26 protein-coding genes and 1 tRNA gene are annotated in these 24,544 nt (G+C 67.1%); 13 read left to right on the top strand and 14 right to left on the bottom strand.

What is annotated here, in order from left to right; translation table 11 throughout:
- Window positions 1-141 precede the first annotated feature (141 nt).
- Both ACE5C1_RS02520 and ACE5C1_RS02525 read left to right on the top strand, forming a co-directional pair.
- Complete coding sequence (locus ACE5C1_RS02520; protein ID WP_374942482.1) at window positions 142-636, top strand: hypothetical protein; 495 nt, start codon at window positions 142-144, stop codon at window positions 634-636.
- Window positions 637-650: 14 nt separating this feature from the next.
- Window positions 651-1,829, top strand: a complete 1,179-nt coding sequence (locus ACE5C1_RS02525) for an aspartyl/asparaginyl beta-hydroxylase domain-containing protein (protein WP_374942483.1) — start codon at window positions 651-653, stop codon at window positions 1,827-1,829.
- A 21-nt stretch (window positions 1,830-1,850) separates the two neighbouring features.
- Here ACE5C1_RS02525 and ACE5C1_RS02530 read toward each other — a convergent pair whose 3' ends face one another.
- From ACE5C1_RS02530 to ACE5C1_RS02540, 3 genes are read right to left on the bottom strand one after another with little or no spacing between them, the layout of a single operon-like run.
- On the bottom strand, window positions 1,851-2,423 hold the full coding sequence (locus ACE5C1_RS02530; protein ID WP_374942544.1) for an energy transducer TonB: 573 nt from the start codon (window positions 2,421-2,423) through the stop codon (window positions 1,851-1,853).
- Window positions 2,424-2,444: 21 nt separating this feature from the next.
- Window positions 2,445-3,722: an aspartyl/asparaginyl beta-hydroxylase domain-containing protein gene (locus ACE5C1_RS02535; protein ID WP_374942484.1), complete on the bottom strand. Its 1,278-nt coding sequence runs from the start codon at window positions 3,720-3,722 to the stop codon at window positions 2,445-2,447.
- Between the two features lie 11 nt (window positions 3,723-3,733).
- Window positions 3,734-3,982, bottom strand: coding sequence for a hypothetical protein (locus ACE5C1_RS02540; protein WP_374942485.1), 249 nt, complete (start codon window positions 3,980-3,982; stop codon window positions 3,734-3,736).
- A 136-nt stretch (window positions 3,983-4,118) separates the two neighbouring features.
- On the opposite strand from ACE5C1_RS02540, the gene ACE5C1_RS02545 reads away from it, so the two are divergent.
- On the top strand, window positions 4,119-5,135 hold the full coding sequence (locus tag ACE5C1_RS02545; protein WP_374942545.1) for a hypothetical protein: 1,017 nt from the start codon (window positions 4,119-4,121) through the stop codon (window positions 5,133-5,135).
- Window position 5,136: 1 nt separating this feature from the next.
- On the opposite strand, the gene ACE5C1_RS02550 is transcribed toward ACE5C1_RS02545, so the two are convergent.
- Entirely contained in the window at window positions 5,137-6,006 is an 870-nt protein-coding gene (locus ACE5C1_RS02550; RefSeq protein WP_374942486.1) for a class I SAM-dependent methyltransferase, read from the bottom strand.
- Between the two features lie 15 nt (window positions 6,007-6,021).
- On the opposite strand from ACE5C1_RS02550, the gene ACE5C1_RS02555 reads away from it, so the two are divergent.
- From ACE5C1_RS02555 to ACE5C1_RS02570, 4 genes are read left to right on the top strand one after another with little or no spacing between them, the layout of a single operon-like run.
- A complete protein-coding gene (locus ACE5C1_RS02555; protein ID WP_374942546.1) occupies window positions 6,022-6,738 on the top strand; it encodes a ComF family protein in 717 nt (238 codons plus the stop codon).
- A 31-nt stretch (window positions 6,739-6,769) separates the two neighbouring features.
- Window positions 6,770-7,027, top strand: coding sequence for a glutaredoxin 3 (grxC, locus tag ACE5C1_RS02560; protein ID WP_374942487.1), 258 nt, complete (start codon window positions 6,770-6,772; stop codon window positions 7,025-7,027).
- Window positions 7,024-7,854, top strand: coding sequence for a carbon-nitrogen hydrolase family protein (locus ACE5C1_RS02565; RefSeq protein ID WP_374942488.1), 831 nt, complete (start codon window positions 7,024-7,026; stop codon window positions 7,852-7,854). Before grxC ends, ACE5C1_RS02565 begins: the two co-directional genes overlap by 4 nt.
- On the top strand, window positions 7,851-8,276 hold the full coding sequence (locus ACE5C1_RS02570; RefSeq protein WP_374942489.1) for a DUF1178 family protein: 426 nt from the start codon (window positions 7,851-7,853) through the stop codon (window positions 8,274-8,276). The genes ACE5C1_RS02565 and ACE5C1_RS02570 overlap by 4 nt, the downstream gene beginning before the upstream one ends.
- 14 nt (window positions 8,277-8,290) lie before the next feature.
- Here the strand turns inward: ACE5C1_RS02570 and ACE5C1_RS02575 are convergent.
- The 4 genes from ACE5C1_RS02575 to ACE5C1_RS02590 form a co-directional block, all read right to left on the bottom strand.
- Window positions 8,291-8,367, bottom strand: a tRNA-Arg gene (locus ACE5C1_RS02575).
- 80 nt (window positions 8,368-8,447) lie between these two features.
- Complete coding sequence (locus ACE5C1_RS02580; protein WP_374942547.1) at window positions 8,448-8,741, bottom strand: SWIB/MDM2 domain-containing protein; 294 nt, start codon at window positions 8,739-8,741, stop codon at window positions 8,448-8,450.
- 102 nt (window positions 8,742-8,843) lie between these two features.
- Complete coding sequence (locus tag ACE5C1_RS02585) at window positions 8,844-9,047, bottom strand: DUF2945 domain-containing protein (protein WP_374942490.1); 204 nt, start codon at window positions 9,045-9,047, stop codon at window positions 8,844-8,846.
- Between the two features lie 85 nt (window positions 9,048-9,132).
- A complete protein-coding gene (locus ACE5C1_RS02590; RefSeq protein WP_374942491.1) occupies window positions 9,133-12,177 on the bottom strand; it encodes a TonB-dependent receptor in 3,045 nt (1,014 codons plus the stop codon).
- Window positions 12,178-12,362: 185 nt separating this feature from the next.
- Between ACE5C1_RS02590 and folE the strand changes: the two genes are divergently transcribed.
- Genes folE through ACE5C1_RS02605 form a run of 3 tightly spaced genes read left to right on the top strand, consistent with a single transcriptional unit; the run spans window position 12,363 to window position 14,093 of the window.
- Window positions 12,363-12,986, top strand: a complete 624-nt coding sequence (folE, locus tag ACE5C1_RS02595) for a GTP cyclohydrolase I FolE (RefSeq protein ID WP_374942492.1) — start codon at window positions 12,363-12,365, stop codon at window positions 12,984-12,986.
- Window positions 12,980-13,735: an SDR family oxidoreductase gene (locus ACE5C1_RS02600; protein WP_374942493.1), complete on the top strand. Its 756-nt coding sequence runs from the start codon at window positions 12,980-12,982 to the stop codon at window positions 13,733-13,735. Before folE ends, ACE5C1_RS02600 begins: the two co-directional genes overlap by 7 nt.
- 31 nt (window positions 13,736-13,766) lie before the next feature.
- Window positions 13,767-14,093, top strand: coding sequence for a dihydroneopterin aldolase (locus ACE5C1_RS02605; RefSeq protein WP_374942548.1), 327 nt, complete (start codon window positions 13,767-13,769; stop codon window positions 14,091-14,093).
- On the opposite strand, the gene leuA is transcribed toward ACE5C1_RS02605, so the two are convergent.
- From leuA to miaA, 6 genes are all read right to left on the bottom strand, one after another.
- On the bottom strand, window positions 14,062-15,729 hold the full coding sequence (gene leuA, locus ACE5C1_RS02610; protein ID WP_374942494.1) for a 2-isopropylmalate synthase: 1,668 nt from the start codon (window positions 15,727-15,729) through the stop codon (window positions 14,062-14,064). The genes ACE5C1_RS02605 and leuA overlap by 32 nt on opposite strands.
- A gap of 210 nt (window positions 15,730-15,939) precedes the next feature.
- Window positions 15,940-16,578: a YceI family protein gene (locus ACE5C1_RS02615; protein ID WP_374942495.1), complete on the bottom strand. Its 639-nt coding sequence runs from the start codon at window positions 16,576-16,578 to the stop codon at window positions 15,940-15,942.
- Between the two features lie 520 nt (window positions 16,579-17,098).
- Window positions 17,099-18,157, bottom strand: a complete 1,059-nt coding sequence (gene ilvC / locus ACE5C1_RS02620) for a ketol-acid reductoisomerase (protein WP_374942549.1) — start codon at window positions 18,155-18,157, stop codon at window positions 17,099-17,101.
- A gap of 119 nt (window positions 18,158-18,276) precedes the next feature.
- Window positions 18,277-18,792: an acetolactate synthase small subunit gene (gene ilvN, locus ACE5C1_RS02625; RefSeq protein ID WP_374942496.1), complete on the bottom strand. Its 516-nt coding sequence runs from the start codon at window positions 18,790-18,792 to the stop codon at window positions 18,277-18,279.
- A 132-nt stretch (window positions 18,793-18,924) separates the two neighbouring features.
- Window positions 18,925-20,685, bottom strand: a complete 1,761-nt coding sequence (ilvB, locus tag ACE5C1_RS02630) for a biosynthetic-type acetolactate synthase large subunit (protein WP_374942497.1) — start codon at window positions 20,683-20,685, stop codon at window positions 18,925-18,927.
- 82 nt (window positions 20,686-20,767) lie between these two features.
- Complete coding sequence (gene miaA / locus ACE5C1_RS02635) at window positions 20,768-21,697, bottom strand: tRNA (adenosine(37)-N6)-dimethylallyltransferase MiaA (RefSeq protein WP_374942498.1); 930 nt, start codon at window positions 21,695-21,697, stop codon at window positions 20,768-20,770.
- On the opposite strand from miaA, the gene serB reads away from it, so the two are divergent.
- From serB to ACE5C1_RS02650, 3 genes are all read left to right on the top strand, one after another.
- Window positions 21,690-22,568, top strand: coding sequence for a phosphoserine phosphatase SerB (serB, locus tag ACE5C1_RS02640; protein WP_374942499.1), 879 nt, complete (start codon window positions 21,690-21,692; stop codon window positions 22,566-22,568). The genes miaA and serB overlap by 8 nt on opposite strands.
- Before the next feature lie 91 nt (window positions 22,569-22,659).
- A complete protein-coding gene (locus ACE5C1_RS02645) occupies window positions 22,660-23,247 on the top strand; it encodes a hypothetical protein (RefSeq protein ID WP_374942500.1) in 588 nt (195 codons plus the stop codon).
- Window positions 23,244-24,365, top strand: a complete 1,122-nt coding sequence (locus ACE5C1_RS02650; RefSeq protein WP_374942501.1) for an L-dopachrome tautomerase-related protein — start codon at window positions 23,244-23,246, stop codon at window positions 24,363-24,365. The genes ACE5C1_RS02645 and ACE5C1_RS02650 overlap by 4 nt, the downstream gene beginning before the upstream one ends.
- Window positions 24,366-24,544: the final 179 nt, after the last annotated feature.

A 24,544-nucleotide genomic window follows, 5' to 3' on the forward strand; every position in this document is an offset into this window, starting at 1 on the left:
CGGAGCGACAACACTTGTCCAGCGTGACCATAATGCCACACCATGGCATTGCGCTGGCATGCTAGTGAGCGGACCGCAAGACGGCGGGTCGGCGCCGAGCCAGGGAGGCTGATTGTGCGGAACAGTTTGGTTTTGGGATGCGTGCTTGGATTGGTCCTCGTCATTCCATCGGTCGCCACCGCAGCCGAGGAGGGGACGCGCAGCATAGCGGCGATGCTCGCGTGCCGGGCGACGGGGGACGATGCCGAGCGGCTGCGCTGCTTCGACCGTGCGATTGCCGATGTCGCTGCGGCGCGCAGTTCGGGGGAACTGGTTACGCTCGATCGCAGCAAGGTGGTGACCGCCAAGCGCAAGGTCTTCGGCTTGCCCGCGGCGCGACCGGGCCGGGCCGCCACCGATAGCAGCGACGCACTGGCCGCGGTGCAGCAAATCGACGGCATCGTCGCTGCGGTTCGCCCCGCCGAATACGGTCGGTTCCTCATCGCGCTGACCGGCAACGGCGTTTGGAAGAACGCCGAACCTCTGGGATCGCCGCCGCCCAAGGGCGCGGCGATCCGCATCGTGCGAGCAGGCTTCGGCGGGTTCCGCGCGACGGTTGGCAAGGGGCGCCCGTTCCTCATCAGACGTGTTCAGTAACTGAGGGCAGGCCGATGACGATGCCGACGCGCGGACGGGTCGATGCGATGCTGCGCGAAGGCGCTGCGGCATTGCGGCGCGGCGATTTGGCCACCGCCCGTGCGCGGCTATGGCCGTTGAAATCGGACGCGGGCGGTATCGCGCCGTGGCTGCTGATCGCGCAAACGGCGCAGGGCCTTGGTGATATCGCCGAAGCGGAGGCTGCGCTGGAGGCGCTGCTGCGGATCGAACCGCGCAATCTGGCGGGCTTGCTGCTCCTTGCGGCGTCGAAAGCGAGCGGCGGCGACGATCGCGCGGCGCAGTCGCTATATCGAACCGCGCTGAACATCGCCACGCAGCCGGGTGCGCAGGTCGCACCGGGGCTGGTGCCGCTGCTGCGCCTAGGCGAGACATTGCTGGTTGAGGTCGAAAAGCGGTTCGCAGCGCATCTGGAACAGGCGATTGCCGATTTGGGGCTGGGTGCGGGTGCAGGCGGCGCGCGCATACGCCAGTCGCTCGACCTGCTGCTGGGGCGCAGCGAGGTGTACCTGCAGCAGCCGTCGATGTTCTACTTTCCGGGATTGGCGCAGCGAGCGTTCTTCGAGCGGAACGAATTCGCGTGGTTGGCCGGAGTGGAGCGCGCGATTCCCGCGATGCGCGCCGAACTGGAGGCGGTTATCGCTGAATCCGTCGGCTTCGCGCCTTATGTCCAGGCGACGCCCGGCCGGGCGCTTCCGGCCAATCCGTTGCTCGACGATCCGCGGTGGAGCGCGTTCCATCTGTGGCGCGCGGGCGAAATCGTGCCGGAGAACGCCGCGCGCTGCCCGGCGACGATGGCGGCGCTGGGCCTCGCACCGATGCCGGTGATCGCCGGCCGGTCGCCGATGGCGATCTTTTCCAGGCTGGAACCCGGCACCCACATCCGCCCGCACCACGGCATGCTCAACACGCGTTTGATCTGCCACGTGCCGTTGATCGCGCCCGAGGGCTGCGGGTTGCGGGTCGGTGCCGAGACGCGGACGTGGCAGGAGGGGGAGGCGCTGGTGTTCGACGACTCGATCGAGCACGAGGCGTGGAACCGGGGAACGCGCACCCGCGTCGTCCTCCTGTTTGAGATCTGGCGGCCCGAACTCAGCGACGTTGAGCGCGCAGCGCTGATGGAAATATTCACCACAATCGACAGCTATCAGGGTGCCGTCACAGACGCAGGATGACGCTGGTCGCCGACGCGCCGATCATTCGCCCGGGAGAAAGTGCGGCTTCATATCCTGAGTCTCTTCCTGCGCGTAAAGGTACTGTCGGCGCCATTCGTTGCGGCTTAGGCAGATGCGCTGACTGGAAACCAGCGACCCGGTCTTTGTCTGGACCCGGCAGATCTTCTTTTCGCCGAGAGCGGCAGTGTTGTTGGCGGCCGCCGGAACGGCCACTGCGCGCGGTCCGCCGGGCGGTAGCTTCCAAACCACTCGGCCCTGCTGATGCCGGACGATACCGCCGCCGTTAGGTGCCAGGTAAGGCCGCATCCTGGCGTGATCGATGAGGAAGTCGCAGCTGGCGCGGTCGAGCGTCGGAAAGCCGCTGCTCACGCTGACCACGCAATCGCGCAGCCGGCCCTGCTTGTCCGTGGTGACGCTGATGCCGACCACGCCTTCCTCACCGCGCCGCAATGCGTCGCGCGGATAGTTGGCGAACTGAATGCGATCGTTGCGCTCCCGCATCGCCGCGATCTCCGCAGCATCCTGTGCTGCAAGCGGCACCGCCTGTACCGTTCCCGCCAATGCTGTAGCCATCATCACGCACCGGATCGTCATCACTGCGCCTCCCCTTGTTCGCTAATCCGCCAACGCCCCCCCGGCATCCATCTGCGAGCCGAGCGCCGCAAACAACGTCTGCACCATGTCCCGCTCCGCCGCCACCAGATGCGGGTTCCATACATCCAGGATCAGCACCGCACGCAGCGAATCGCCCCGGTTCCATGCTTCGTGCTCGATCGTATCGTCGAACACAAACGCTTCGCCCACCCGCCACGCCCGCGTCTCCCCACCGACGCGAAAGCCGCAGCCTTCAGGCACGATCAGCGGCAGGTGAACGACCGAACGGATGTTGCTGATGCCGGTATGCGGCGGAAGATGCACGCCCGGTTTCAGCACGGAGAAGAACACCGTCGGTGCGCGGCCCGGCACCTCGGCCTTGGGCACCGCTTCGATCGCCGCCGCCGTGGCCGGGCACCGCAGGCAGAGCGCGTCGTCGCGGACACCGTGGCGCCACAGATAGCGCGCGCTCCAACTGTCCGACCGATCGAGTGCGCTCCACAGGTTCTGCGGTGTTCCGGGCGTGAGCGCGACATAGGGTGCGAAGCCTGAATCCGTCTCGCGCAGCAGTTTCTCCAGTTCGGCGAGAATGGCAGGCGTTGCTGCCTCGAACGCCTCCATCCATGCAAAGTGCGCGCGCGGAAAGAACTCATCGGCGGGCAGGAACGGGAAATGGAGGCCATGCGGCGCGGGCGCATAGACCGCGCGACGCCCAAGCATGACATCGATGCATGCTTCGAATCGCCGTCGCTGCGCCCCGTCGGTCGCGGCGCGCGCCGGCCCGAGCGCGCGATCGATGTCCTCGGCCAATTTGGCGCCGCGTGCCGCGACGCGCTGTGTTGCGCGCTCGAACAATTGGTCGAGCGCGGCCGGACGGTTGGGAATCGATCCGATCACCGTGGCGACCCCGCCCCAGCGGAACCCCGCCGCTTCGTCTTCGCCCAATCGCTCGTGGAGTTCGGCGATCCGGACGTTGGCCATCACGTCGCGCTGATCGATCGCCAGCACTCGGTTGAGCGCGGCGCGTTCCGCTTCGACTTCGCCAAGATTGCGGTGAGCCGAAGCGAGATTCATCCATAGCGGTACGCCGTTCGGATCGGCAGCGGCAGCGCGGGCGAACAGATCGGCCGACCGCACATCGTCGTGTCCCAGATGCAGCATACCGAGCGCGTTCAGCGCTCCGGGGTGATCGGGGGCGATCGCAAGTATCTGCTCGAACAGCGTGCCCGCGCGCCTGACGTCGCCACTACGCTGCGCCGTATCGGCGGCCTGAAGCAGGTGCTGGAGCGACGCGCTCACGGCAGTTACGCCTATTGACCCTGCGGCGTCGAACTGACCCGTCGGTCCATCATTTCCTGCCCCGCGATGCGAGCGGACTGCGCCATAGCGTTCCACTCGCTGCGCGTATGGCACTCCTTACGCGTGGGGATCATCGAGCCGATCTCGGCCGAGCGCTTGCAAATCATCTTGTCGGGCTTGGGTGCCGAGGGCGGCTGCGGCTGCTGGGCAACCGCTGCGCTGGCGACACCGACCAGGGTCAAGGCGAACAGGGTACGCATCGGAGGACTCCACGGCGAATAGCTACTCATGTTTGCTACGACGTTCAGGTCCGCCGAGCCAAGCAGAATCTGGATCGGACCGCCCGTGACGGGATGCCCCATGTTATGGCATGGTCCGCGCATGTCCCCGATCCGGATGCCCTTGACCGCGCCGCTGACCGACCCACGATGGCTCGCGCACCGATACGATGCTCAGGCCGATGCCGTCCACTTCGTGTCGGCGGATCGGGCCGCACGCAGCAGCGCGACTTTCCTGACCGACGAATTCCTTCCCGGTGCCGCCGAACCGATCGTCATACCGCGCAGCGACGCTTTGCCCCAGGCCGCGAGCGGGAACGCAGTCCATTTCATCTTCCACTCGGCCTATTGCTGTTCGACGTTGCTGGCGCGCGTCTTGGACCGTCCGGGAGTAGCATCCACGCTAAAAGAGCCGGTCATTCTCAACGACCTGGTCGGATGGCGGCACCGCGGCGGTGCCCCGGCGCGCATCGGCGAGGTGCTCGACAGTACGTTGCACCTGCTGACCCGGCCGTTCGAGGCGGGTGAAGCGACGATCATCAAGCCGTCCAACGTCGTCAATGCGCTGGCACCTGCGATGCTGGCGCTGCGTCCGGACGCAAAGGCGGTGTTGCTCTATGCGCCGCTTCGGGTGTTCCTGACGTCGATCGCGCGGAAGGGAATGTGGGGACGGTTGTGGGTGCGCGATCTGCTCACCAAGCAGCTGGCGGACGGCATGGTCGATCTCGGATTCGAACCCACCGATTATCTTCGGCTGACCGACATCCAGGCGGCCGCCGTCGGGTGGATCGCGCAGGCCGACCTGTTTGCGCGCCTTGTCGGGCAGTTCCCCGAACGCGTGCGGACACTCAACAGCGAGACGCTGCTCGCCGAGCCCGCCGTCGCGGTGGCGGCGCTGACTGCGCTTTATAAGCTGCCTCTTATGGCCCGTGATGTCGAGGCGATCGCGCGCGGCGGCGAGTTCGCGCGCAACGCCAAGGACGGCTCGGCCTATGCTGCAACCGACCGCGTGCGCGAGCAGGACGACGGCGCCAAGCTGCATGCCGACGAGGTCGACAAGGTTGTGGTGTGGGCCGAGGCCGTCGCCGTCAACGCCGGGGTGGCGCTCGAACCATCGGCGCCGCTGCTCGGCTGAGCTATTCGCGCTTGCCGAGCGCCGCGGCCAGCGACGCGCCTGCGCTACCGCGCTTGGCGGGCTTGGGTTGCGAAGGGTCGGGGGCCCAGCCGGTCAGGAAGACGATGTCGAAACGCTCGCGGATTCGGCCGTCCCGGTCAGCCTGCGCTGCAAAAGCGGCGGCGGCTGCGGCGAGCGTAGTGGCGCTCAGCGGCGCGCGGTTGCGAAGCAGGTTGGTCGCCGCCATGCCGCGCAGGTCGCCCAGCAGCCGTCCGAGATCGGAATAGCCGACGTCGAGCGTCTCGACGTCCGCCACCGGCAGCGCGAAGCCGGCGCGGACCAGCAGGTCGCCCGCCGATCGCACGTCGATCTGCGGATGGATCCGCGCCGTGGGGGGCTCCGGCTCGGCCTCGCGCAACGCCGCGCGCAGGCGGGGCAGCGATCCCGCGCCGACGAACGCGGCCAGGAACAATCCGTCAGGCTTCAGCGCGCGACGGGCCAGCGCCAGCGCACCCGGAAGGTCGTTGACCTGGTCGAGCACGCCCGCGCTGACCACGAGATCGAACGCGCCATCGGCAAAGGGCAGGCGGTCCTCGTCCGCCTGCACGCCGCCCGCCGCCCGGGCAAAGCCGAGCCCGGCGTCGCAGCGCACGACGCGCGCGTCCGGCGGCGCTGCGAACCCGCTGTCGAAACAGCCGAGATCGAGAATTGCGTCGAACCCGCGGGTCACGATTGCCAGCCGGTCGGCGATGCCGTCGAGCATCGCTGCGCGCAGGAAATCGTGCGCGCGATAGCCCGGCACGGCGCGGTCGCGACGGTGACGGCGCGCGGTGCGATCGAAGATGTCGTGGTTCACGCCACGACTTGTGGGCGCGCGGGGGTTGCGCGACAAGAGGGCGTGACCCTGATCGCTCCGCTCAGCGCGCCATTCCGCACGATCGTGAGGACCGCGCTGCCCCCGCGCTGCCCGGCTTGCGGCGTGCCGGTGGCCGAAGATCATCGCTTCTGCGCCGAATGCTGGGACCAGCTCCGCTTTCTGGGGCCGCCGTGGTGCGCGCGGTGCTGTACGCCATTTTCCTATGACCGCGGCGCTGGCACGATCTGCGCGGCGTGTATGGCGGCACCGCCTGCGCATGCGGGGGTGCGTGCGGCGGTGGCTTACGGCGATGTTGCGCGAAAGCTGGCGCTTGGGCTGAAATACGGCGGCAGAGCGGGGGTCGCCGAGACGATGGCGCGGCCGATGGCGCGATTGCTGCCCGATGGGGTCGACTGGCTGGTGCCGGTGCCGCTCCATCGCTGGCGGTTGTGGCGGCGCGGCTACAACCAAGCCGCGCTGATCGCGCGCGCGGTCGGGAGGATCGCGGACGTGCCGGTCAGCGTCGACGTCTTGGCGCGGACCCGCCACACGCCCGTGCTTCGAGGTTTGAGCGGGCGCGAGCGCCGCGCTGCGGTGGCGCGGGCGTTCGTGGTTCGCGCGGACGTGGCGGGGGCGGCGGTGGTGCTGGTCGACGACGTCCACACCAGCGGCGCGACAGCGGAGGCCTGTACTGCGGCGTTGCTGAAGGCGGGTGCGCGATCCGTGTCGGTGTTGTGCTGGGCGCGTGTTTTGGGCAGCGACGATTGACAATTGGGGTGCGGAATCGCACCTGTCGGGCATGGCAATCGTCGAAATCTACACCAAGGCATTCTGCCCTTATTGCACCCGCGCCCAGGCGCTCCTCGCATCCAAGGGCATCCAGCCCGAGGAAAAGGACATCACCATGGGCGGGCCTGGACGCGCCGAGATGATCCAGCGCGCGAACGGACGCACCACCGTGCCGCAGATCTTCATCGACGGACGGCATATCGGCGGGTCGGACGATCTGGCCGCGCTCGACCGGGCGGGCAAGCTCGATCCGCTCCTGGGATCGTGAAGGCAGCGGTCCTCCAGATGACCGGCGGGATCGATCCCGCCGCCAATGCCCAAACCCTGGTCGCCGCTGTCCATGACGCTGCCGCAGCCGGCGCCCGAATGCTGTTCACGCCCGAGATGTCGAACCTGATCGACCGCGATCGCGCCCGCGCGGGCGAGGCGATCGTGGCGGAGCAGGCGGATCCGGTCCTCGCCGCGGTCCGCGAGGCTGCGAGGGCGGCAGGGCTCTGGGTCCACATCGGCTCGCTCGCGGTGCGACGCGGCGACGGGCGGCTCGCCAACCGGGGGTTCGTCATCGATGCGGCCGGCGAGTTGGTCGCCCGTTACGACAAGCTCCACCTGTTCGATGTCGACCTGCCGAGCGGCGAGAGCTGGCGCGAGTCGGCGGCCTACGCACCCGGCGAGACCGCGCAGGTTGTCGCGACCCCGATGGGCGTGCTGGGCCTGTCGATCTGCTACGATCTGCGCTTCGCCGCGCTGTATGCAGCGCTGAGCGAGGCCGGGGCACAGGTGCTGGCGGTGCCCGCGGCGTTCACTCGACCGACCGGCGCGGCGCATTGGCAGGTGCTGCTGCGCGCACGGGCGATCGAATCGGCGGCGTGGGTGATCGCGGCGGCGCAGACCGGCGTCCATGCCGACGGTCGCGCGACCTATGGCCATTCGCTGGTCGTCGATCCCTGGGGCGAAGTGGTGCTCGATATGGGCGGGGCACCGGGTCTGGCTTTCGTCGACATCGACGACGCGCGAACCGTGGACGTGCGGGCGCGGATACCGGTGCTGGCGCATCGCCGCGCGATCCCGGTGGTGGCCCCGGTGTTGGCGCGGTGATCGTCTTCGATCTGAAATGCGGCGGCGGTCATGTGTTCGAGGCATGGTTCGCTTCGGGTGCGGCCTTCGATGCGCAGGCGGCGGCCGGGCAGGTGCGCTGCCCGGTCTGCGATGATGCAGCGGTCGTCAAGGCGGCGATGGCGCCAAATATCGCGGCAAAGGGCAGCCAGCGCGGCGGCGTCGTCGGCGGCGCGAACGCGGCCATGCAGGCGATCGCCGCTGCGCAGGCGAAGATGCTCGAAGGATCGAAATGGGTCGGCGGCGCCTTTCCCGAACGCGCGCGCGCCATGCACGCGGGGGAGGAAGCGCATGCCACCATCCACGGCAGCGCCAGTCTGGCGGAAGCCAAGGCACTGATCGACGACGGGGTCGCAGTGGCGCCGTTGCCGCTGCGGGTCGTGCCACCGGAAACGCTCAACTGATCCGCCGCCGCCGGTGGTGCCCCCGGCGAGATTCGAACACGCGGCCTACGGTTTAGGAAACCGTCGCTCTATCCGGCTGAGCTACGGGGGCACGGTGGCGGCGATTACGCGGCGCCGACGGCGGGGTCAATCGGCGGAGGGCGGCGCGGTGTGCCCGCCCTCCATACCGGATCAGGCTTTCAGATGCTGCGAGATGTACTTGTTCATCTCGAACATCGTGCACTTGTCGCGCCCGAACACCTTCTGGAGCTTGTCGTCGGCGAGGATCTCGCGCTTGTTCTCGGGGTTCTGGAGATTGTTCGCCTTGATATATTCCCAGACCTTGCTGATCACCTGGCTGCGCGGCAGCTTGTCGTTGCCGACGATCGCGCCGAGTTCGGGCGAGGGCTGGACGGGGGCATGGATTCCCGTGCCCTCCTTGGTCTGCGTCGCGGCGGCCTTCTCGCCCGCCGGCTTCTTGGCCACAGGCTTCTTTTCGGCCGCAGGCTTCTTTTCGGTCGTCTTCGCGGTAGCCATGTCGTTCCTTCCCGTTTGCGTTCGTTCAGCCCCCGGGCGTCACCCGAGGGATCACGCCTTCTTGAGCGCGTCCGCCTTGTGCGCCGCCTTGCCGCCGTTGTCACTCTCTACGACGTACTGCGGCTCGTCCTTGGTCGCCTTGGCCGTATGACCCTTGATGTGCGTGGTCGTGGTGATCTTCTTCTCGACATGGCCATGCGCGGTGCCGCCGTGCGAGTTCCAGGTCACTTCGTCGCCCTTCTTCAAATCCGTCATGTCCGTCTCCTCTCGCCGGGTAACGGACGAGGGGACTTCGGGTTGCGAGTCCTGCCCCCTGTGACCGCCGTGGCAGGACCCGCGCTCAGAACTTGAACCCGGCCGCGATGCCGTAGCGGCGCGGTTCGACCGTGAAGACGTTGGTGAACAGCCCGGACGACTGGTCGGTGACATATTGACCGGTGATCGCATCGTTCTCGGTCAGATTGGATACGAACGCCCGGGCGTAGAAACGCTCGTTCGGCCCGTTGATCTGAAGCTGGGCGTTGACGATCTCGTAACCCTGCACCCGGTCGATGGTGTCGTTGAAGATCGAGGCGCTGAAGCCGCCGGTATAGTTCAGGTCGGCGCGTGGAACGACCGTCCAGCCGCTCGATCCGATGTCGATCGTATATTGCGCGCCCACCGACGCCTTGTAGGTCGGCGCTTGCGGCAGGCGGTTGCCGCGGATGTTCACTTCGACACCCGAACCCAGAACCGAAATCCCGCCGAACGCGGCGCCGATGGCTGCGGCCTGCGCCTGCAAGGCGGAGCAGATTCCGAAAGCACCGGTGGTGTTGGTGCCGGCCACCGCGGTCGGCGCGCGCAGCCCGACCGCGCCGTTGATCGCGGTGACGAAAGCATTGGCGCCCGCCGCATTGCCGGCGACGGTCGGGACCACCGCGCAGTTCGATGCGTTGGTGAGGTCCTTGATGATCACCGCGTCCGATCGGCCACCTGACGGGTCGCGCGGATTGGCGAGGAACTTGTCGGCCGAGACCTTCGTCTTCAGGTAGCTCGCGTTCATGTTGACGACGAACGCCGGAATGGGACTGACGACCGACTCGATCTCGACGCCGTAGATGTCGGCATTGACGTTGTCGTTGACTGCGGTGCGCGCGACGATCCGGCTGAGCTGGAGCCCCTGGTACTTGTAATAGAAGCCGGTCAGGTTGAGCCGTAACCGCCCGTTGCCGAACGTGTTCTTCGATCCGATCTCGAACGAGTCGACCTTTTCCGGCACAAAGGTCGTCGGGACGGAGAACACCGCCGACAGCGGCGGATTGACGCCGCCCGATTTGTAGCCGCGCGAGTAGGAGGCATACAGAAGATTGTCGGGGGTGATCTTGAAGTCCACCACGCCGCGCCCGGTGATCCGGTCGAAGCCGACGCCGCCTTCCGCGAAAAGCTGGTTGCCGGGCGTGTTCGCGTCGAAATCGAGGCCGGAATAGCCGATCGCCTGGGCGATGTTCGTCGAACCGTATGGAACCACGACCGCCAGTCCGTTCGCATCCTGCAGGTACGTCGTGCGCGCGCGGACGAACTTCTTGTCGTTGTTGTAGCGCAATCCGGCCGTGAACTTGATCCAGTCGCCAAGGTCGAGATAGGCCTCACCGAAGATGCCGTAGGATTTCAGCCGATAGAAATCGGTGTTATTGCGGTAGAATGGCGAGGCGCGGAACGTGTTGGGATAGGTGGTAGCCCCCGCCAACCGGGCCCCGATCGTCTGCGCCGCGCCGAGCAGGCCCGCGGCATAATCGAGCCCGAAGGCGTTGACGTAATAGCTGTTGTTGTAGGTGCGCTTGTCGACATAGATGCCGCCTACCAAGAAATTGAACGGACCGTCGAAGCTGCTGTCGATATGGCCTTCCAGCGAATATTGCTTGTTGGTCTCACTCGATTCGTCGAAGTCGATGCTGGTGCTGCGGCAGCCGATCGTGTTGCCGCCGTAGACGCCGACGTTGTTCGGATCGTTGCTCGACTGGCAGATGCCGCCGGCGGGACCGTTCGGGATAAGGGTGTTACGCACCGCCGCGATCGGGCCGGGAATCGCCGGGCCCGCCGCGCCGAACGTGGCCGCCGCCTGCGCCGCCGTCAGACCCGCGACTGCGTTCAGCGCGACGAGCCCAGGATTGTTGAGATAGCTGTTCTCGACCGCGAGATTGTAGTCCGATCGCGATTGGACGACGTTGCGCGTGTAGCCACCCGTCAGGTTCAGGGACACGTGGCCGAAATCGTGGAAGAACTTGCCCATATATTGTTCTTCTTCGGCAAAATAGGTCGGCGTGAAGTCGACCCGCACGGTCCGGTTATCGGCAGGGTTGACGACGCCGGTATAGGTGTCGGCACCGTAGATGCTTTGCAGCCCGAAGTTGGTGAAGACCGGCCCCAGCGCGCCGAGCGCGATGCCGAGGAACTCGCGCGACGATTGCACGCCTGCGAGCGTCGAATTGCCGTTGGGGTGTTCGTATTCCAGGCGATCGGGCGAGCAGCCGAGCACGCCCGTCGCATCGCGATTGCAGAGCTGCTTCTGGATGCGGCTGCGATTGTCGTCCTCGCGGAAGTAATAGGCCATCAGGTCGAGCCGGGTATCGCTGGTCGGCTCGAACGACACGGTGCCGCGCACCGCGTACAGATCGCGGTCGTCGATCCGCGAATCGTCGTACAGGTTCTTGGTATAGCCGTCGCGCTTGAGATACGTGCCCGCAAGGCGCACCCCGAACGTTTCGGTGAGCGGCAGGTTGATCATTCCGCGAACGCGCTTCGAATCGTAATTGCCGTATTCGGCTTCGCCTGCGGCGTGGATGCCCGACAGGTCGGGTTTTGCGGTGATGAAATTGACCACGCCCGACGTCGCGTTGCGCCCGAACAGCGTGCCCTGGGGCCCACGCAGAACTTCGATTCGTTCGAGATCGAAAAATTCGGTCTCGAACAGGCGAGTCGTCAGCAACGGCATGTCGTTGACGTGGATGGCGGTCGCGCTGTCGCAGGTCACGCCGACGCACAGGTCGCCGATGCCGCGGATGGTAAAGCTCGAACTGGTGAAGTTGGTTTTCGTGAAGGTGACGTTGGGCAAAGTCTGCTGAAGCGCGACCGGATTGACGATCTGCTGCCTTTCCAGATTCTCAGCGGTAAAGGCGCTGACCGCGATCGGCACGTCCTGGAGCCGTTGCGACTGGCGTTGGGCGGTGACGACGACGTCCTCGCCATAGGTCTGTGCGGGTGCTTGCGCCGCGGCGGTCGATTCTTGGCCAGGGCCGTTGGTCGGTGCGGTATTCTGCGACGAGGTGGTGTTCGCAGTCTGCGCGGCGAGCGGCGCTGCAGCAACGAGCGCGAGTGCGCAGCCACAGAGCAATTCCATCTTCTTCATGGTATCAACATCCTCCACCATCGCGACGGTCTCTTGCCGTTTCGTCGATATTCATGCTTGCGGTATGGAGGCTGCGTGCAAAACATTCGTCCGTCAAATGCTTTTACGCTAACGCAGACGGAGGTTTTTCAAGTTGTTCCTCGAATGAAACAGTTGCAGAATCGAACTTACGTTAGGGAAACCGGATGACCGACACGACCGCTACTTCTCCCGACGACGGCGACCTGGTCGAGGCGCTGCCACCGGGCGATGTGCCCGCGCATGTCGAGGAGGCGATCCGGACGCTGATCCGCTGGGCGGGCGACGATCCGACGCGCGAGGGGCTGGTCGATACGCCGCGCCGGGTGGCCAAGGCTTGGCGCGAATATTGTGCGGGCTACCGCGACGATCCCGCGCTCCACTTGTCGCGGGTGTTCGAGGAGGTCGGCGGCTATGACGAGATCGTGCTGCTGAAAGACATTCCGTTCCAGTCGCATTGCGAGCACCACATGGCGCCGATCATCGGCAAGGCGCACATCGCCTATCTGCCGCGCAACCATGTCGTCGGCATCTCGAAGCTGGCGCGGGTGCTCCACGGCTTCGCGCGGCGGTTGCAGGTGCAGGAACGGCTGACCGCCGAGGTCGCCGATTGCATCTGGGAGAACCTCAAACCGCTGGGCGTCGCGGTGGTGATCGAGGCGACGCATGCCTGCATGGCGGCGCGCGGAGTGCGGACGCCCGGCGTCGGCATGGTGACCAGCCGGATGATGGGCGTGTTCCGCGACGACGACCGCAGCCGCAAGGAAGTGCTGGCGCTGATGGGATGCTGACGCGAACCGTTCTGGTTACCGGCGGCGCGAAGCGGCTAGGCGCGGCGATCGTTCGGCAGCTAGCGGCGGAGGGGCACCGGGTAGTGATCCACCACGGCGCTTCGGGCATCGAGGCTGAGGCGCTGGCGCAAGAGGTCGGCGCGGCCGGCACCGTGCAGGGCGACCTGGCCGATCCGATTGCGTTGTTCGACCGCGCGCGCGATGTCGCGGGCCCGATCGACGGGCTCGTCAACAGCGCATCGGCGTTCGCGTTCGATACCCCGCCGCACAGCGATGCGTCGCTGGCCGCCCGGCTCTACGCGATCAACTGCACCGCCCCCGTGCTGCTGGCCGACGCGCTGGCGCGACAGGACGACGTCGCGGACGGCGCGGTGGTGAACCTGCTCGATCAGAAGCTGGCGAACCTGAACCCGGACTTCTTCGCCTATACCTGCGCCAAGGCGGCACTGGCTGCGGCAACCGTGATGCAGGCGCAGGCACTGGCGCCACGGGTGCGGGTCAATGCGGTGGCGCCGGGTCTGACGCTCGCCAGCGCGGACCAGACCGCAGAGGAATTCGCGTCCGTCGCCAGCCTCAACCTGCTCCGCCGTCCGGTCGGCGCCGACGCGGTGGCCGGAGCGGTTGCGTACCTGATCGGTTCGCGCGGAGTGACCGGACAGACCCTGTACGTCGATTGCGGCCAGCGATTCCTGCCGCGCGGCCGCGACGTGATGTTCGAGCGCGCCCGGCCGGAGGTGGCGTGTGGCTGAGTTCACGACTGTCCTCGACGGTCTCGAGGTCATGATGCACCTGGGCATCCACGCGCACGAGGCCGCGCCCCAACGCGTGCGGCTGTCGGTACGGATGACCGTAGTCTATCCGGCGCCCTTGAGAGAGGACGCGATCGACCAGGTCCTCGACTACGATTTCGTCCGCGAGGGTGTCCACGCGCTCGCGAAAGGACCCGGCTTCGCGCTCCAGGAAACCCTGTGCGAGGCGGTCGCGGCGCTCTGCTTCTCCGACGCAAGGGTGCGCGAGGTGTGGGTGCAGTCGATGAAGCTGGACGTGTATCCCGACGCCGCCGTAGGCTGCGAGATCACCCGCGCCCGGCCCGGTTTGCCGCGCTGAGCACCGCGCGGACGCTCGCTGTTGCGACGTCGGTGTCGAGGCCGACGCCGAACACCGTCCGACCGTCCGGCGTGCGGCATTCGACATAGGCGGCGGCCTGCGCGTCGGCGCCGTGGCCGATCGCGTGTTCGTTGTAATCGACCACGTCGAGCGCGGGGCCGGTCGAGTCCGCCAGTGCCGCGACGACGCCGGAGATCAGGCCGTTGCCGCGTCCCGAGATCGATCGCTCCTCGCCGCCGACCGCGACCCGGCCGACGAAGACGCGCGCGCCCGCAACACCGCTTTCCTCGTAATCGCGCAAGACGAAGCGGTCATCGTCCCGCGGGAGATAGACCTGCTCGAAGCGCGCCCAGATGTCGGCGGCGTTCAGCTCGCGGCTGGTCTCGTCCGCCAGTGCCTGGACGTGCCGGCTGAAATCGGCTTGAAGGCGCTTGGGGAGTTTCAGCCCCTTGTCCTGCTCGATTACCCAGGCGACGCCGCCCTTGCCCGACTGCGAATTGACCCGGATCACCGCTTCGTAGCTGCGCCCGAGGTCGGCGGGGTCGATGGGCAGATAGGGCACTTCCCACGTCTCGTCGTTCTGCTGCTCGCGCGCCGCGAAGCCCTTGCGGATCGCATCTTGGTGGGAGCCCGAAAAGGCGGTGAAGACGAGGTCGCCCGCATAGGGGGTACGCGGGTGGACGGGGATGTTGGTGCAATAGGTGACGGTCTTCACCACCGCGTCGATGTCCGACAGGTCGAGCCCGGGGTCGACGCCTTGGGTGTAGAGGTTCAGCGCCACCGTCACGAGGTCGCAATTGCCGGTGCGCTCGCCGTTGCCGAGCAGGCAGCCCTCGACCCGGTCCGCCCCCGCCATCATCCCGAGTTCGGCCGCCGCGACGCCGGTGCCGCGGTCGTTGTGAGTGTGGAGCGAGATGACGCAGGCATCGCGGTTGCGGATCGCCCTCGCGAACCATTCGATCTGGTCGGCGTAAACGTTGGGGGTGGCGCATTCGACGGTGGCGGGCAGGTTGAAGATGATCGGGCGCTCTGGCGTGGGGGCGAGCACGTCCATCACCGCCTCGCAGACCTCGACCGAGAATTCGAGCTCGGCGGTGGAGAAGGTTTCGGGCGAATATTCGAACTGCCAGGCGACGTTCGGCTGCTTAGCGGCTTCGTCGCGGAGTACCTTGGCGCCGTCGATGGCGATCTGCTTCACTTGCGAACGGGTCATGCCGAAGACGATCCGGCGCCAGGCGGGGCTCACCGCATTGTAGAGGTGGACGATCGCCCGGCTCGCTCCCCGGAGACTGGCGAAGCTGGTCTCGATCAGGTCGCGACGCGACTGGGTCAGCACCTGGATCCAGACGTCATCGGGGATGGCGTCCTTCGTCACCAGCCCGGAGATGAAGTCGAACTCGGTCGCTCCGGCGCTGGGGAAGCCAACCTCGATCTCCTTGAGGCCGACGTTGACCAGCAGGTCGAACAGCCGCGTCTTCTTTTCCGCATCCATTGGGTCGATCAGCGCCTGATTGCCGTCGCGCAGGTCGGTGGACAGCCAGCGCGGCGGCGTCGTGATCGTGCGCGACGGCCATTGGCGGTCGGGCAAGTCGATCGGCGGGAACGGACGGTATTTGGTCGAAGGATCGCGCAGCATGGCCAGTCTCTCGGGTATTCGAGGGGATCGGGTCAGCCCTTAGGCGCGGGTTGCGTGGCGAGCACGCCGGACGAGGTCGCGCCTAAGGGCGCGTAAGTCGCAGGAGGAGGGCCGCGGCGTGGATCACTCCTGCGGCGTAGCGTGGCGGATGCCGACTTGTCCAGCGGTAACGGGCGGCGCGTGCCCCGAGCACGCGCCGCCCCCACGGGGTTACTTCTGGAACGCGCCGATGATGTCGAGCTGCACTGCGTCCGAAACGATCGGGATGCCGTAGGCGACGCCGAACTCGGAACGGCGGATGGTGCCGGTCGCGGTGAAGCCGACGTTCTCCTTGCCGCCCATCATCGCCGGCGCCTTGCCCGCACCGAAGAATTTGGCGTCGAGCGTCACCGGCTTCGTCACGCCGTTGAGCGTCAGATTGCCGGTAACCCTGGCGCTCTGGCCGGTCGCGACCACGCCGGTGGACACGAAGCGCGCATCGGCGGGGCTCGCGCCGAAGAAATCCGCCTTGCCGCCGGCGGCTGGCTTCAGCAAGTGCGCGGTCAGGCCGCTGCTCGCGGTCGTCACCTTGGATACCGGGATCGTCACGTCGACCTTGGCAGCCGACAGGTTCTTGGGGTCGAGCGTCAGCGTCCCCGCGACGTCGCCGAAAATGCCGGTGTAAGGGGTGAAGCCGAGGTGGTTGACGGTCCATTTGACCATCGAATGGGCGGGATCGGCGGTGTACGTCCCGCCGGTGATCGACGCTGGGTTCGGGGAGCCGGGAACCGCCATCGGCGGCTGTTGCGCGATGATCGGTGCGGCGACCGCGGCGGTCAGGGCGAGGGTGGTTAGGATTGCTAGGCGCATGGGGAGTCTCCTGGTTGTGGCGTCATGCTGACGGGTGGCGGGGCGGGCGTCAAACGCCGCGTCGGCAACCGACCGTTTCGCAGGCGCGCTGAAAAGTCACACAAAGGTCGCATGGTTTGGCTGGTGTGGCCGGTGACAGACGTTGACACCGGTTGACGCGTGAACGTGGCCGCCGCGCACCGCGGCTCGGAAATCCCCTGCCGGTCGCCCCGAGCGAAGTCGAAGGGCAGGCCGCTTGCCGACGTGCTTCGACTTTGCTCAGCGCGATCGGGGTTGGGCCCGGCCGGATTCGAGTTGACACGTTGACACTGGTTGACGCGTGAACGTGTGCCAATCGGCGCCGATCGTTTCCGTTTTGGTGATGATCGGGCGACGGGCTGGAGCATCTGGCAATGTTGGCACAGGTCGCAGGTTGTAGGACAGCGGGTACTTGACACGCCGGCCCGTCGGACCCGGCGAAGCCGTGCCCGAAGGGCCGGCTTACCGGCCGTCCGCGCTCACGCGCTTGCCACGTGGCGGGTCAGTTGCGCGCGCGGTCCACCAGCTTGTTCGCGCCGATCCAGGGCATCATCGCCCGCAGTTCCGCGCCGACCTTCTCGATCGGATGCGCCGCCGCGGCCTTGCGCGAAGCCTTGAGCTCGGGCTGGCCCGCGCGGTTGTCGAGGACGAAATCCTTGACGAAGCGGCCCGCCTGGATGTCGGCGAGGACGCGCTTCATCTCCGCCTTGGTCTCGTCGGTGATGATGCGCGGGCCGGTCTTGATGTCGCCGTATTCGGCGGTGTTCGAGATCGAGTAGCGCATGTTGGCGATGCCGCCTTCGTAGAGCAGGTCGACGATCAGCTTGGTCTCGTGCAGGCATTCGAAATACGCCATTTCGGGCGCGTAGCCCGCCTCGACCAGCGTCTCGAACCCCGCCTGGATGAGGTGGGTGATGCCGCCGCACAGCACCGCCTGCTCGCCGAACAGGTCGGTTTCGCATTCCTCCTTGAAGTTGGTCTCGATGATCCCAGAGCGGCCGCCGCCGACCCCCGAGGCATAAGCGAGCGCGACGTCGTGGGCGTTGCCGCTCGCATCCTGGTGGACCGCGATCAGGCAAGGGACGCCGCCGCCCTTGGTGTACTCGCTGCGGACGGTGTGGCCGGGGCCCTTGGGTGCGATCATGATGACGTCGATGTCGGCGGGAGGCTCGATCAGGCCGAAGTGGACGTTGAGCCCGTGCGCGAACGCGATCGCCGCGCCGGGCTTCATGTTCCCCTTCAGGTCGGCGTCCCAGATCGCGGCCTGGTGCTCGTCGGGGGCGAGGATCATGACGATGTCGGCCCAGGCGGCGGCTTCGCGATTGGTCATCACCTGGAACCCTGCGTCGGTCGCCTTGGTGCGGGTGGCCGAATCCTCGCGGAGCGCAACCGCGACGTTCTTGACGCCGGAGTCGCGCAGGTTCTGGGCGTGAGCATGGCCCTGCGACCCGTAGCCAACGATGGCGATATTCTTGTCCGAGATCAGGTTCAGGTCGGCGTCGCGATCGTAATAGACACGCATTGGAGCTTCCTTCTTTTCCCTCTCCCGCCGGGAGAGGATACGGAGACTTGCCAGCTTGCTGGCTAGTCGGAGTTGGTGAGGGCGATCGGGTGGATGTGGTCACCCTCACCCTTCCGCGGCTGCGCCGCTCCCTCCCTCTCCCGGAGGGAGAGGGATTGTTACGCCGCTTCGCGCCCTCGTGCGATGGCGACGATGCCGGTGCGGGCGACTTCGATCAGGCCGACTTCGGCCATCAGCGACACGAAGGTGTCGATCTTCTCGATGCCCCCCGTCACCTCGAACACGAAGCTGGTCGTCGTCGCGTCGACCACGCGGGCGCGGTAGACGTCGGCGAGGCGGAGCGCCTCGATCCGGTGGTCGCCGGTGCCCGCCACCTTGACCAGCGCCAGCTCGCGTTCGACGTGTGCGCCCTGAACGGTCAGGTCGGTGACCTTGTGGACGGGGACCAGCCGGTCGAGCTGGGCGATGATCTGCTCCATCACCGGCGGCGAGGCGCTGGTGACGATGGTGATCCGGCTGACCGTCTTGTCGGCGGTGATCTCGCTGACCGTCAGGCTCTGGATATTGTAGCCGCGCGCGGTGAACAGGCCGGCGATCCGTGCGAGGATGCCGGGTTCGTTGTCGACGATGACCGCCAGCGTGTGGCGTTCGGCGTGTTCGGGTGTGATGTGCATTCTACCCTCGGCTCCCCTCCCTGGATGGGAGGGGTTGGGGGTGGGCGCGAGCGTAGCGAGCGATCCAGGCGTTGACGTCGGCGCTGGCGCGCCGATACCCACCCCCGGCCCCTCCCTTTCAGGGAGGGGAGACTAGACCAAAGCCTTGGCCTCGTCGTCCATCTCGCCGGACACCTCGTTGGCCCAGAGGATCATCTCGGTGTGCGCAGCCCCGCTCGGGATCATCGGGAAGCAGTTCGCGAGTTGCGCGACGCGGCAGTCGACGATCACCGGGCCGTCATGGGCGAGCATGGCCCGGATGCCGTCCTCCAGCTGGTCGCGCTGTGATATGCGGATGCCCATCCAACCGTAGGCCTCGCCGAGCTTCACAAAGTCTGGGAGCGAGTCCGAGTAGCTCTCGGAATAGCGGCTGGAATAGGTCAGTTCCTGCCACTGGCGGACCATGCCCATATATTCGTTGTTGAGGATGAAGATCTTGACCGGCAGCCGGTATTGGGTCGCGGTCGCCAACTCCTGAATGTTCATCTGGATCGAGGCTTCGCCCGCGATGTCGATGACCAACGCATTGGGGTTGCCGAGCTGCGCGCCGATTGCGGCGGGCAGGCCGTAGCCCATTGTACCGAGCCCGCCGCTGGTCAGCCACTTGTTGGGCTTTTCGAAACCGAAATGCTGCGCGGCCCACATCTGGTGCTGACCGACTTCGGTGGTGATGATCGGCTCGCGGCGATGCGTCGCCTCCCACAACGCGCGGATCGCGCGCTGTGGCATGATGACGCCCTTGTCGTGGTCCGGACCGTCCTCGGGGAAGTCGAGGCACTTCTTCGCGCGCCATCCCTCGATCCGCGCATACCAGTCGGTCATGTCGGGCTTGGGGTGCTGGCGGCTTTTCCAGATGCGGACCATGTCCTCCATCGCGCGGCCGACGTCGGCGACGATCGAGAGGTCGACGCGCACCGTCTTGTTGATACTCGACCGATCGATGTCGACATGGACCTTGCGGCTGTTGGGGCTGAACGCGTCGAGACGCCCAGTGACGCGGTCGTCGAAGCGCGAGCCGAGCGCGACCACCAAATCGGCTTGGTTCATCGCGTGATTCGCCTCGTAAGTCCCGTGCATGCCGAGCATGCCGAGAAACTGCGGGTTGGAGGCGGGGAAGGCGCCGAGGCCCATCAGCGTCGAGGTGACGGGCGCGCCGGTGATCTTCGCCAGCTCGCGGAGCAACTGGCTTGCGCCGGGGCCCGAATTGATGATGCCGCCGCCGGTATAGAGGACCGGGCGTTCGGCGGCGGCGAGCATGTCGACGACCTGCTCGATCGCGCTCGGGTCCGCCTTCACCTGCGGACGGTAGGTCTTGTGGCGGATCGGGCCGGGCTTGGCATAGCGCGCGGTGGCGACCTGGACGTCCTTGGGGATGTCGACGACGACCGGGCCGGGGCGGCCGTTGGTGGCGATGTAGAACGCCTCGTGGATCACCTCACCCAGGCGGGCGGGGTCCTTCACCAGGTAATTGTGCTTGGAGCAATGGCGGGTGATGCCGACGGTATCCGCTTCCTGGAAAGCGTCGGTGCCGATCAGCGAGGTCGGCACCTGGCCGGTGATGACCACCATCGGGATCGAGTCCATCAGCGCGTCGGTGATGCCCGTCACGGCATTGGTCGCGCCGGGGCCGCTGGTGACGAGGACGACGCCGGGCTTGCCGGTCGAGCGGGCGTAGCCTTCGGCGGCGTGGGTCGCAGCCTGTTCGTGGCGGACCAGGATGTGCTTGATCCGCTTCGACTTGAACATCGCATCGTAGATCGGCAACACCGCCCCGCCGGGATAGCCGAAGACGATCTCCACGCCGAGATCGCACAGCGCCTCGATCAGGATATCGGCTCCACTCAATTCGGGCATGTCCGTGCTCCTTTGCCGCGGCGCAGCATAGCGTGTCAGGCGTGATGCCGCTAATGATAAGAAAAATGCGTGTCAACCGTTATCATCGCAATAATCTATCCATTACATTGACCCGTGCTATGCTGTCATTACCCGATAAGAGCAGCCAAGCCCGAGGCGGCTGGTGACGGAACCAGGTATATTGGCGTTTGGCATAGCGCCGCGTGGCGAGCGCGCCGGCGGCGGCGGCGGTTTCGCGATCGGTCTCGCCGCGGACGAAAGCGGCGAGTTCGGGAACGCCGATCGCCCGGCGGATCGGGGCATCGGCGGGGACGTCGGTGCGAGCGAGGAGGGCTGCGACTTCACCCTCGCCATGCGCGACGATGGAGGAGAAACGCGCGTCGATCCGGGCGTCGAGCCAGTCGCGGTCGGGGAGCAGGACCGCGGCGCGCAGGTCGAACCTGTCCGCAATGCCGCCGGTGCGGGTCTGCTGCCAGTCCGCCAGCGTGCGACCAGTGGAGCGAACAACCTCGAGCGCGCGGGCGACCCGCGTGGTGTCGGCGGGGGACAGGCGCGCGGCGGCTTGCGGGTCGACTTCGGCGAGCGCCCGGTGGGCTTCGGCGACCGGGAGCGCGCGCGCGCCGTCGCGGATCGCGGGCTCGATCGCGGGGACGGGGGCGATGCCGTCGAGCAGGGTGCGAAGATACAGCCCGGTGCCGCCGACGAGGATCGGCAGGCGGCCCTCCGCCAGCGTCTCGTCGATCGCGGCGCGCGCGTCGGCGGCCCAGCGGGCGACGTTGTGGGCGGTGTCGGCGGCGTCGATGTGGCCGAACAGTTTGTGCGGCACCCGCGCTTCGTCCTCAGGCGAGGGGCGGGCGGTGACGATGCGCAGGTCGCGGTAGACCTGCGCGCTGTCGGCGTTGACGATCGTGCCGTTGTGGCGTTCCGCAAGGTCGAGCGCGAGCGCGGACTTGCCGCTGGCGGTCGGCCCTGCGATGAGCGCGAGCCTTGGCAGGGGGGAAGACGTGTTCACCGCGACGCTCGTATCACCGGCGCTGACCGCAGGCGACCTTTCGGCGGCGGCCGACCGGCTGGCTGAGGCGGGATGTGCGCTTGCGGCGCAAGGGTGGATCGAGGAAGGGGTCGCCGCCGACCTCCACTTCGCGATGGCGCCCGACGCGGCACGCGGGGTGCTGGAGGGCGCATTCTCTGGTGCCGACGTCGTGGTGCAGCGCCAGGCGACACGCGAGAAACGCTTGCTCGTCGCTGACATGGATTCGACGATGATTACGGTGGAGTGCATCGACGAGCTCGCCGACTATGCCGGGATCAAGCCGCAGATCGCGGCGATCACCGAGGCGGCGATGCGCGGCGAGCTCGATTTCGAGGGCGCGCTCGATGCGCGGGTGGCGCTGCTTGCCGGGCTGGACGAGGCGGTGATCGAGCGGTGCCTGGCCGAGCGGGTGCGGATCATGCCGGGCGCGAAGGCGCTCGTCGCGACGATGCGCGCGCGCGGCGCGACCGCCATCCTGGTATCCGGCGGCTTCACCCGCTTCGCCGAACCGGTCGCGCGCGAGATCGGCTTCGATCGCGCCATCGCCAACGTGCTGGAGATCGCGGACGGGCGGCTGACCGGCAAGGTGGCCAAGCCCATCGTCGGATCGGACACCAAGGAGCGGACGTTGCGTGAGGCAATGATCGCGCTGGGGCTCGCGCCCGAGCAGACGCTGGCGGTGGGCGACGGCGCCAACGACCTCGCGATGATCCGCGCCGCGGGCCTGGGGGTTGCATACCACGCCAAGCCGATCGTCGCCGCGGCGGCGGCCGCGCGGGTCGATCACGGCGACCTGTCGGTGCTGCTCTACGCGCAAGGGATCGCGCGCCGGGATTGGGTGAGCGGATAATCGCTTGATCTCCATCGGCTGAGCCAGCCGCCCGCGGAACGGATCGAGGCTCGCCGGGTTCGATCATGCAAGCGCGCCAACGGAGACATTCATGCCGCACATCGTCGCGCGGGACCTTTCCGTTGCCTATGCCGAACACGGCGAAGCGGATGCGTCGCCCGTGCTGCTGCTTCACGGCTGGCCCGACGACGCATCGACGTGGGGCGCGGTAGCGCCGGTGCTGGCCGACGCCGGGCTGCCGCCGCGGCTTGGCGGGATGCCGACGCCGCCGTTCGAGCAGGCGCAGCGGCAATGGTATCACGGGTTCATGGCGACGGCGCGCGAGGCGCGGGCGGTGCGCGACGACCCCCACGGTTTTGCACACATCCATTGGGTGAACTGGTCGCCGCCGGGCTGGTTCGACGAGGCGACGTTCCGCAAGGTGGCGGCATCCTTCGACAACCCCGACCGGCCCGACGTTACCCTCCACAGCTGCCGCGCGCGCTGGCACGAGGCCGCGCCCGATCCGCGCAGCCGAACGCGTCGAAGCAGGTGGGGGCCAATTTCGGTGGACCGTTCGACTTCGTGCTGCTGCCCGGCGTCGGCCATTTCCCGCGGCGCGAGGCGGATGCGGTGGTTGCAAGCAAGCTCGTGGCGTTCCTTGGCGGGACGCCGGTCACTCAGGAGAAGACAGGCATGAAGAAGGACCAAATAGTCGCGGGGCTGATCGTCGCCGGCGCGCTCGCGGTGGCAGGCTCGGCGGCCTACGCGCAGGCGCGCGGCGGCGTGCTCACGCAAGTCGCGCGGTTCGATCATCAGGTCACCGGGGTGGCGGTGGCCAGCGACGGACGGCGCTTCGTCAACTTTCCGCGCTGGACCGACGATGCGCCGATCTCGGTCGCCGAGGTGGCGAAGGACGGATCGCTCAAACCTTATCCCGACGCCAAGTGGAACAGCTGGCGCAACGCACGCGCGAACGAAATGCCGGTCGGCGATTATTTCGTCTGCGTCCAGTCGATCGTGCCCGACGGCCACGGGCATCTCTGGGTGCTCGATCCCGGCGCGCCGGGCAACGAGAAGATCCTGGAAGGGGCGCCCAAGATCGTCCGCATCGACCTGGCGACCGACAAGGTGACCAAGGTCATCCATGTGCCCGGCGACGTCGCGTTGCAGGGCACGTACCTGAACGACATTCGCTTCTCGCCCGACGGCAAGACCGGGTATATCACGGACAGCGGCACCCGCGGCGCGATCATCGTCGTCGACCTGGAGAGCGGGCGCGGCTGGCGCGCGCTCGACGGGCATGCCTCGACCCAGGTCGACAAGAGCGTGAAGGTGACGATCGACGGCAAGCCGCTGGTCCGCCCCGACGGCCGCCAGCCCGCCTTTGCCGCAGATGGCATCGCGATCAGCAACGACGGTGCCACGCTCTATTACCAGGCGCTGACCGGCAAGACGTTGTACTCGATCGATACCGCCAAGCTGCGCGACGGCGTGAGCGAAGCCGAGCGGGGTGCGGCGGTGAAGACGGCCGCGACCACCCACGTCGCCGACGGGCTGTGGATGAGCAAGGCGGGCGTCCTTTATCTCACCTCGCCGACCGACTATTCGATCAAGCGGCTGAACGGGTCGGCGGTCGAGACGGTGCTGACCGACAAGCGGCTGCGCTGGCCCGATACGTTCGCCGAAGGGCCCGACGGGCGGATGTACGTGACCGCGAGCCACATTCAGGACACGCAGTGGTTCACACCGGGCGCGCCGCCGTCGATCCAGACCGAATTGTTCGCGTTCGCTCCGGCCAGCTTAGGCACGCCATGACCTGTCTGCGTTATCCCCCGAGGGGATGATTCAGCAGCCCGAAATCGTCGAGAGGCGCGAGGCACATACGTTGCGCGAGCCCTGCCAAGAACAGCGCCTGCGCCGTCGGCAAGGATGCGATGATCTATGCCGCCGGGGTGCGGCGGGATGGCGCCAAGGCAGCGGTTCGCGCATAGTCC

It is taken from the genome of Sphingomonas sp., from assembly GCF_964263785.1.
Lineage (GTDB): Bacteria > Pseudomonadota > Alphaproteobacteria > Sphingomonadales > Sphingomonadaceae > Sphingomonas.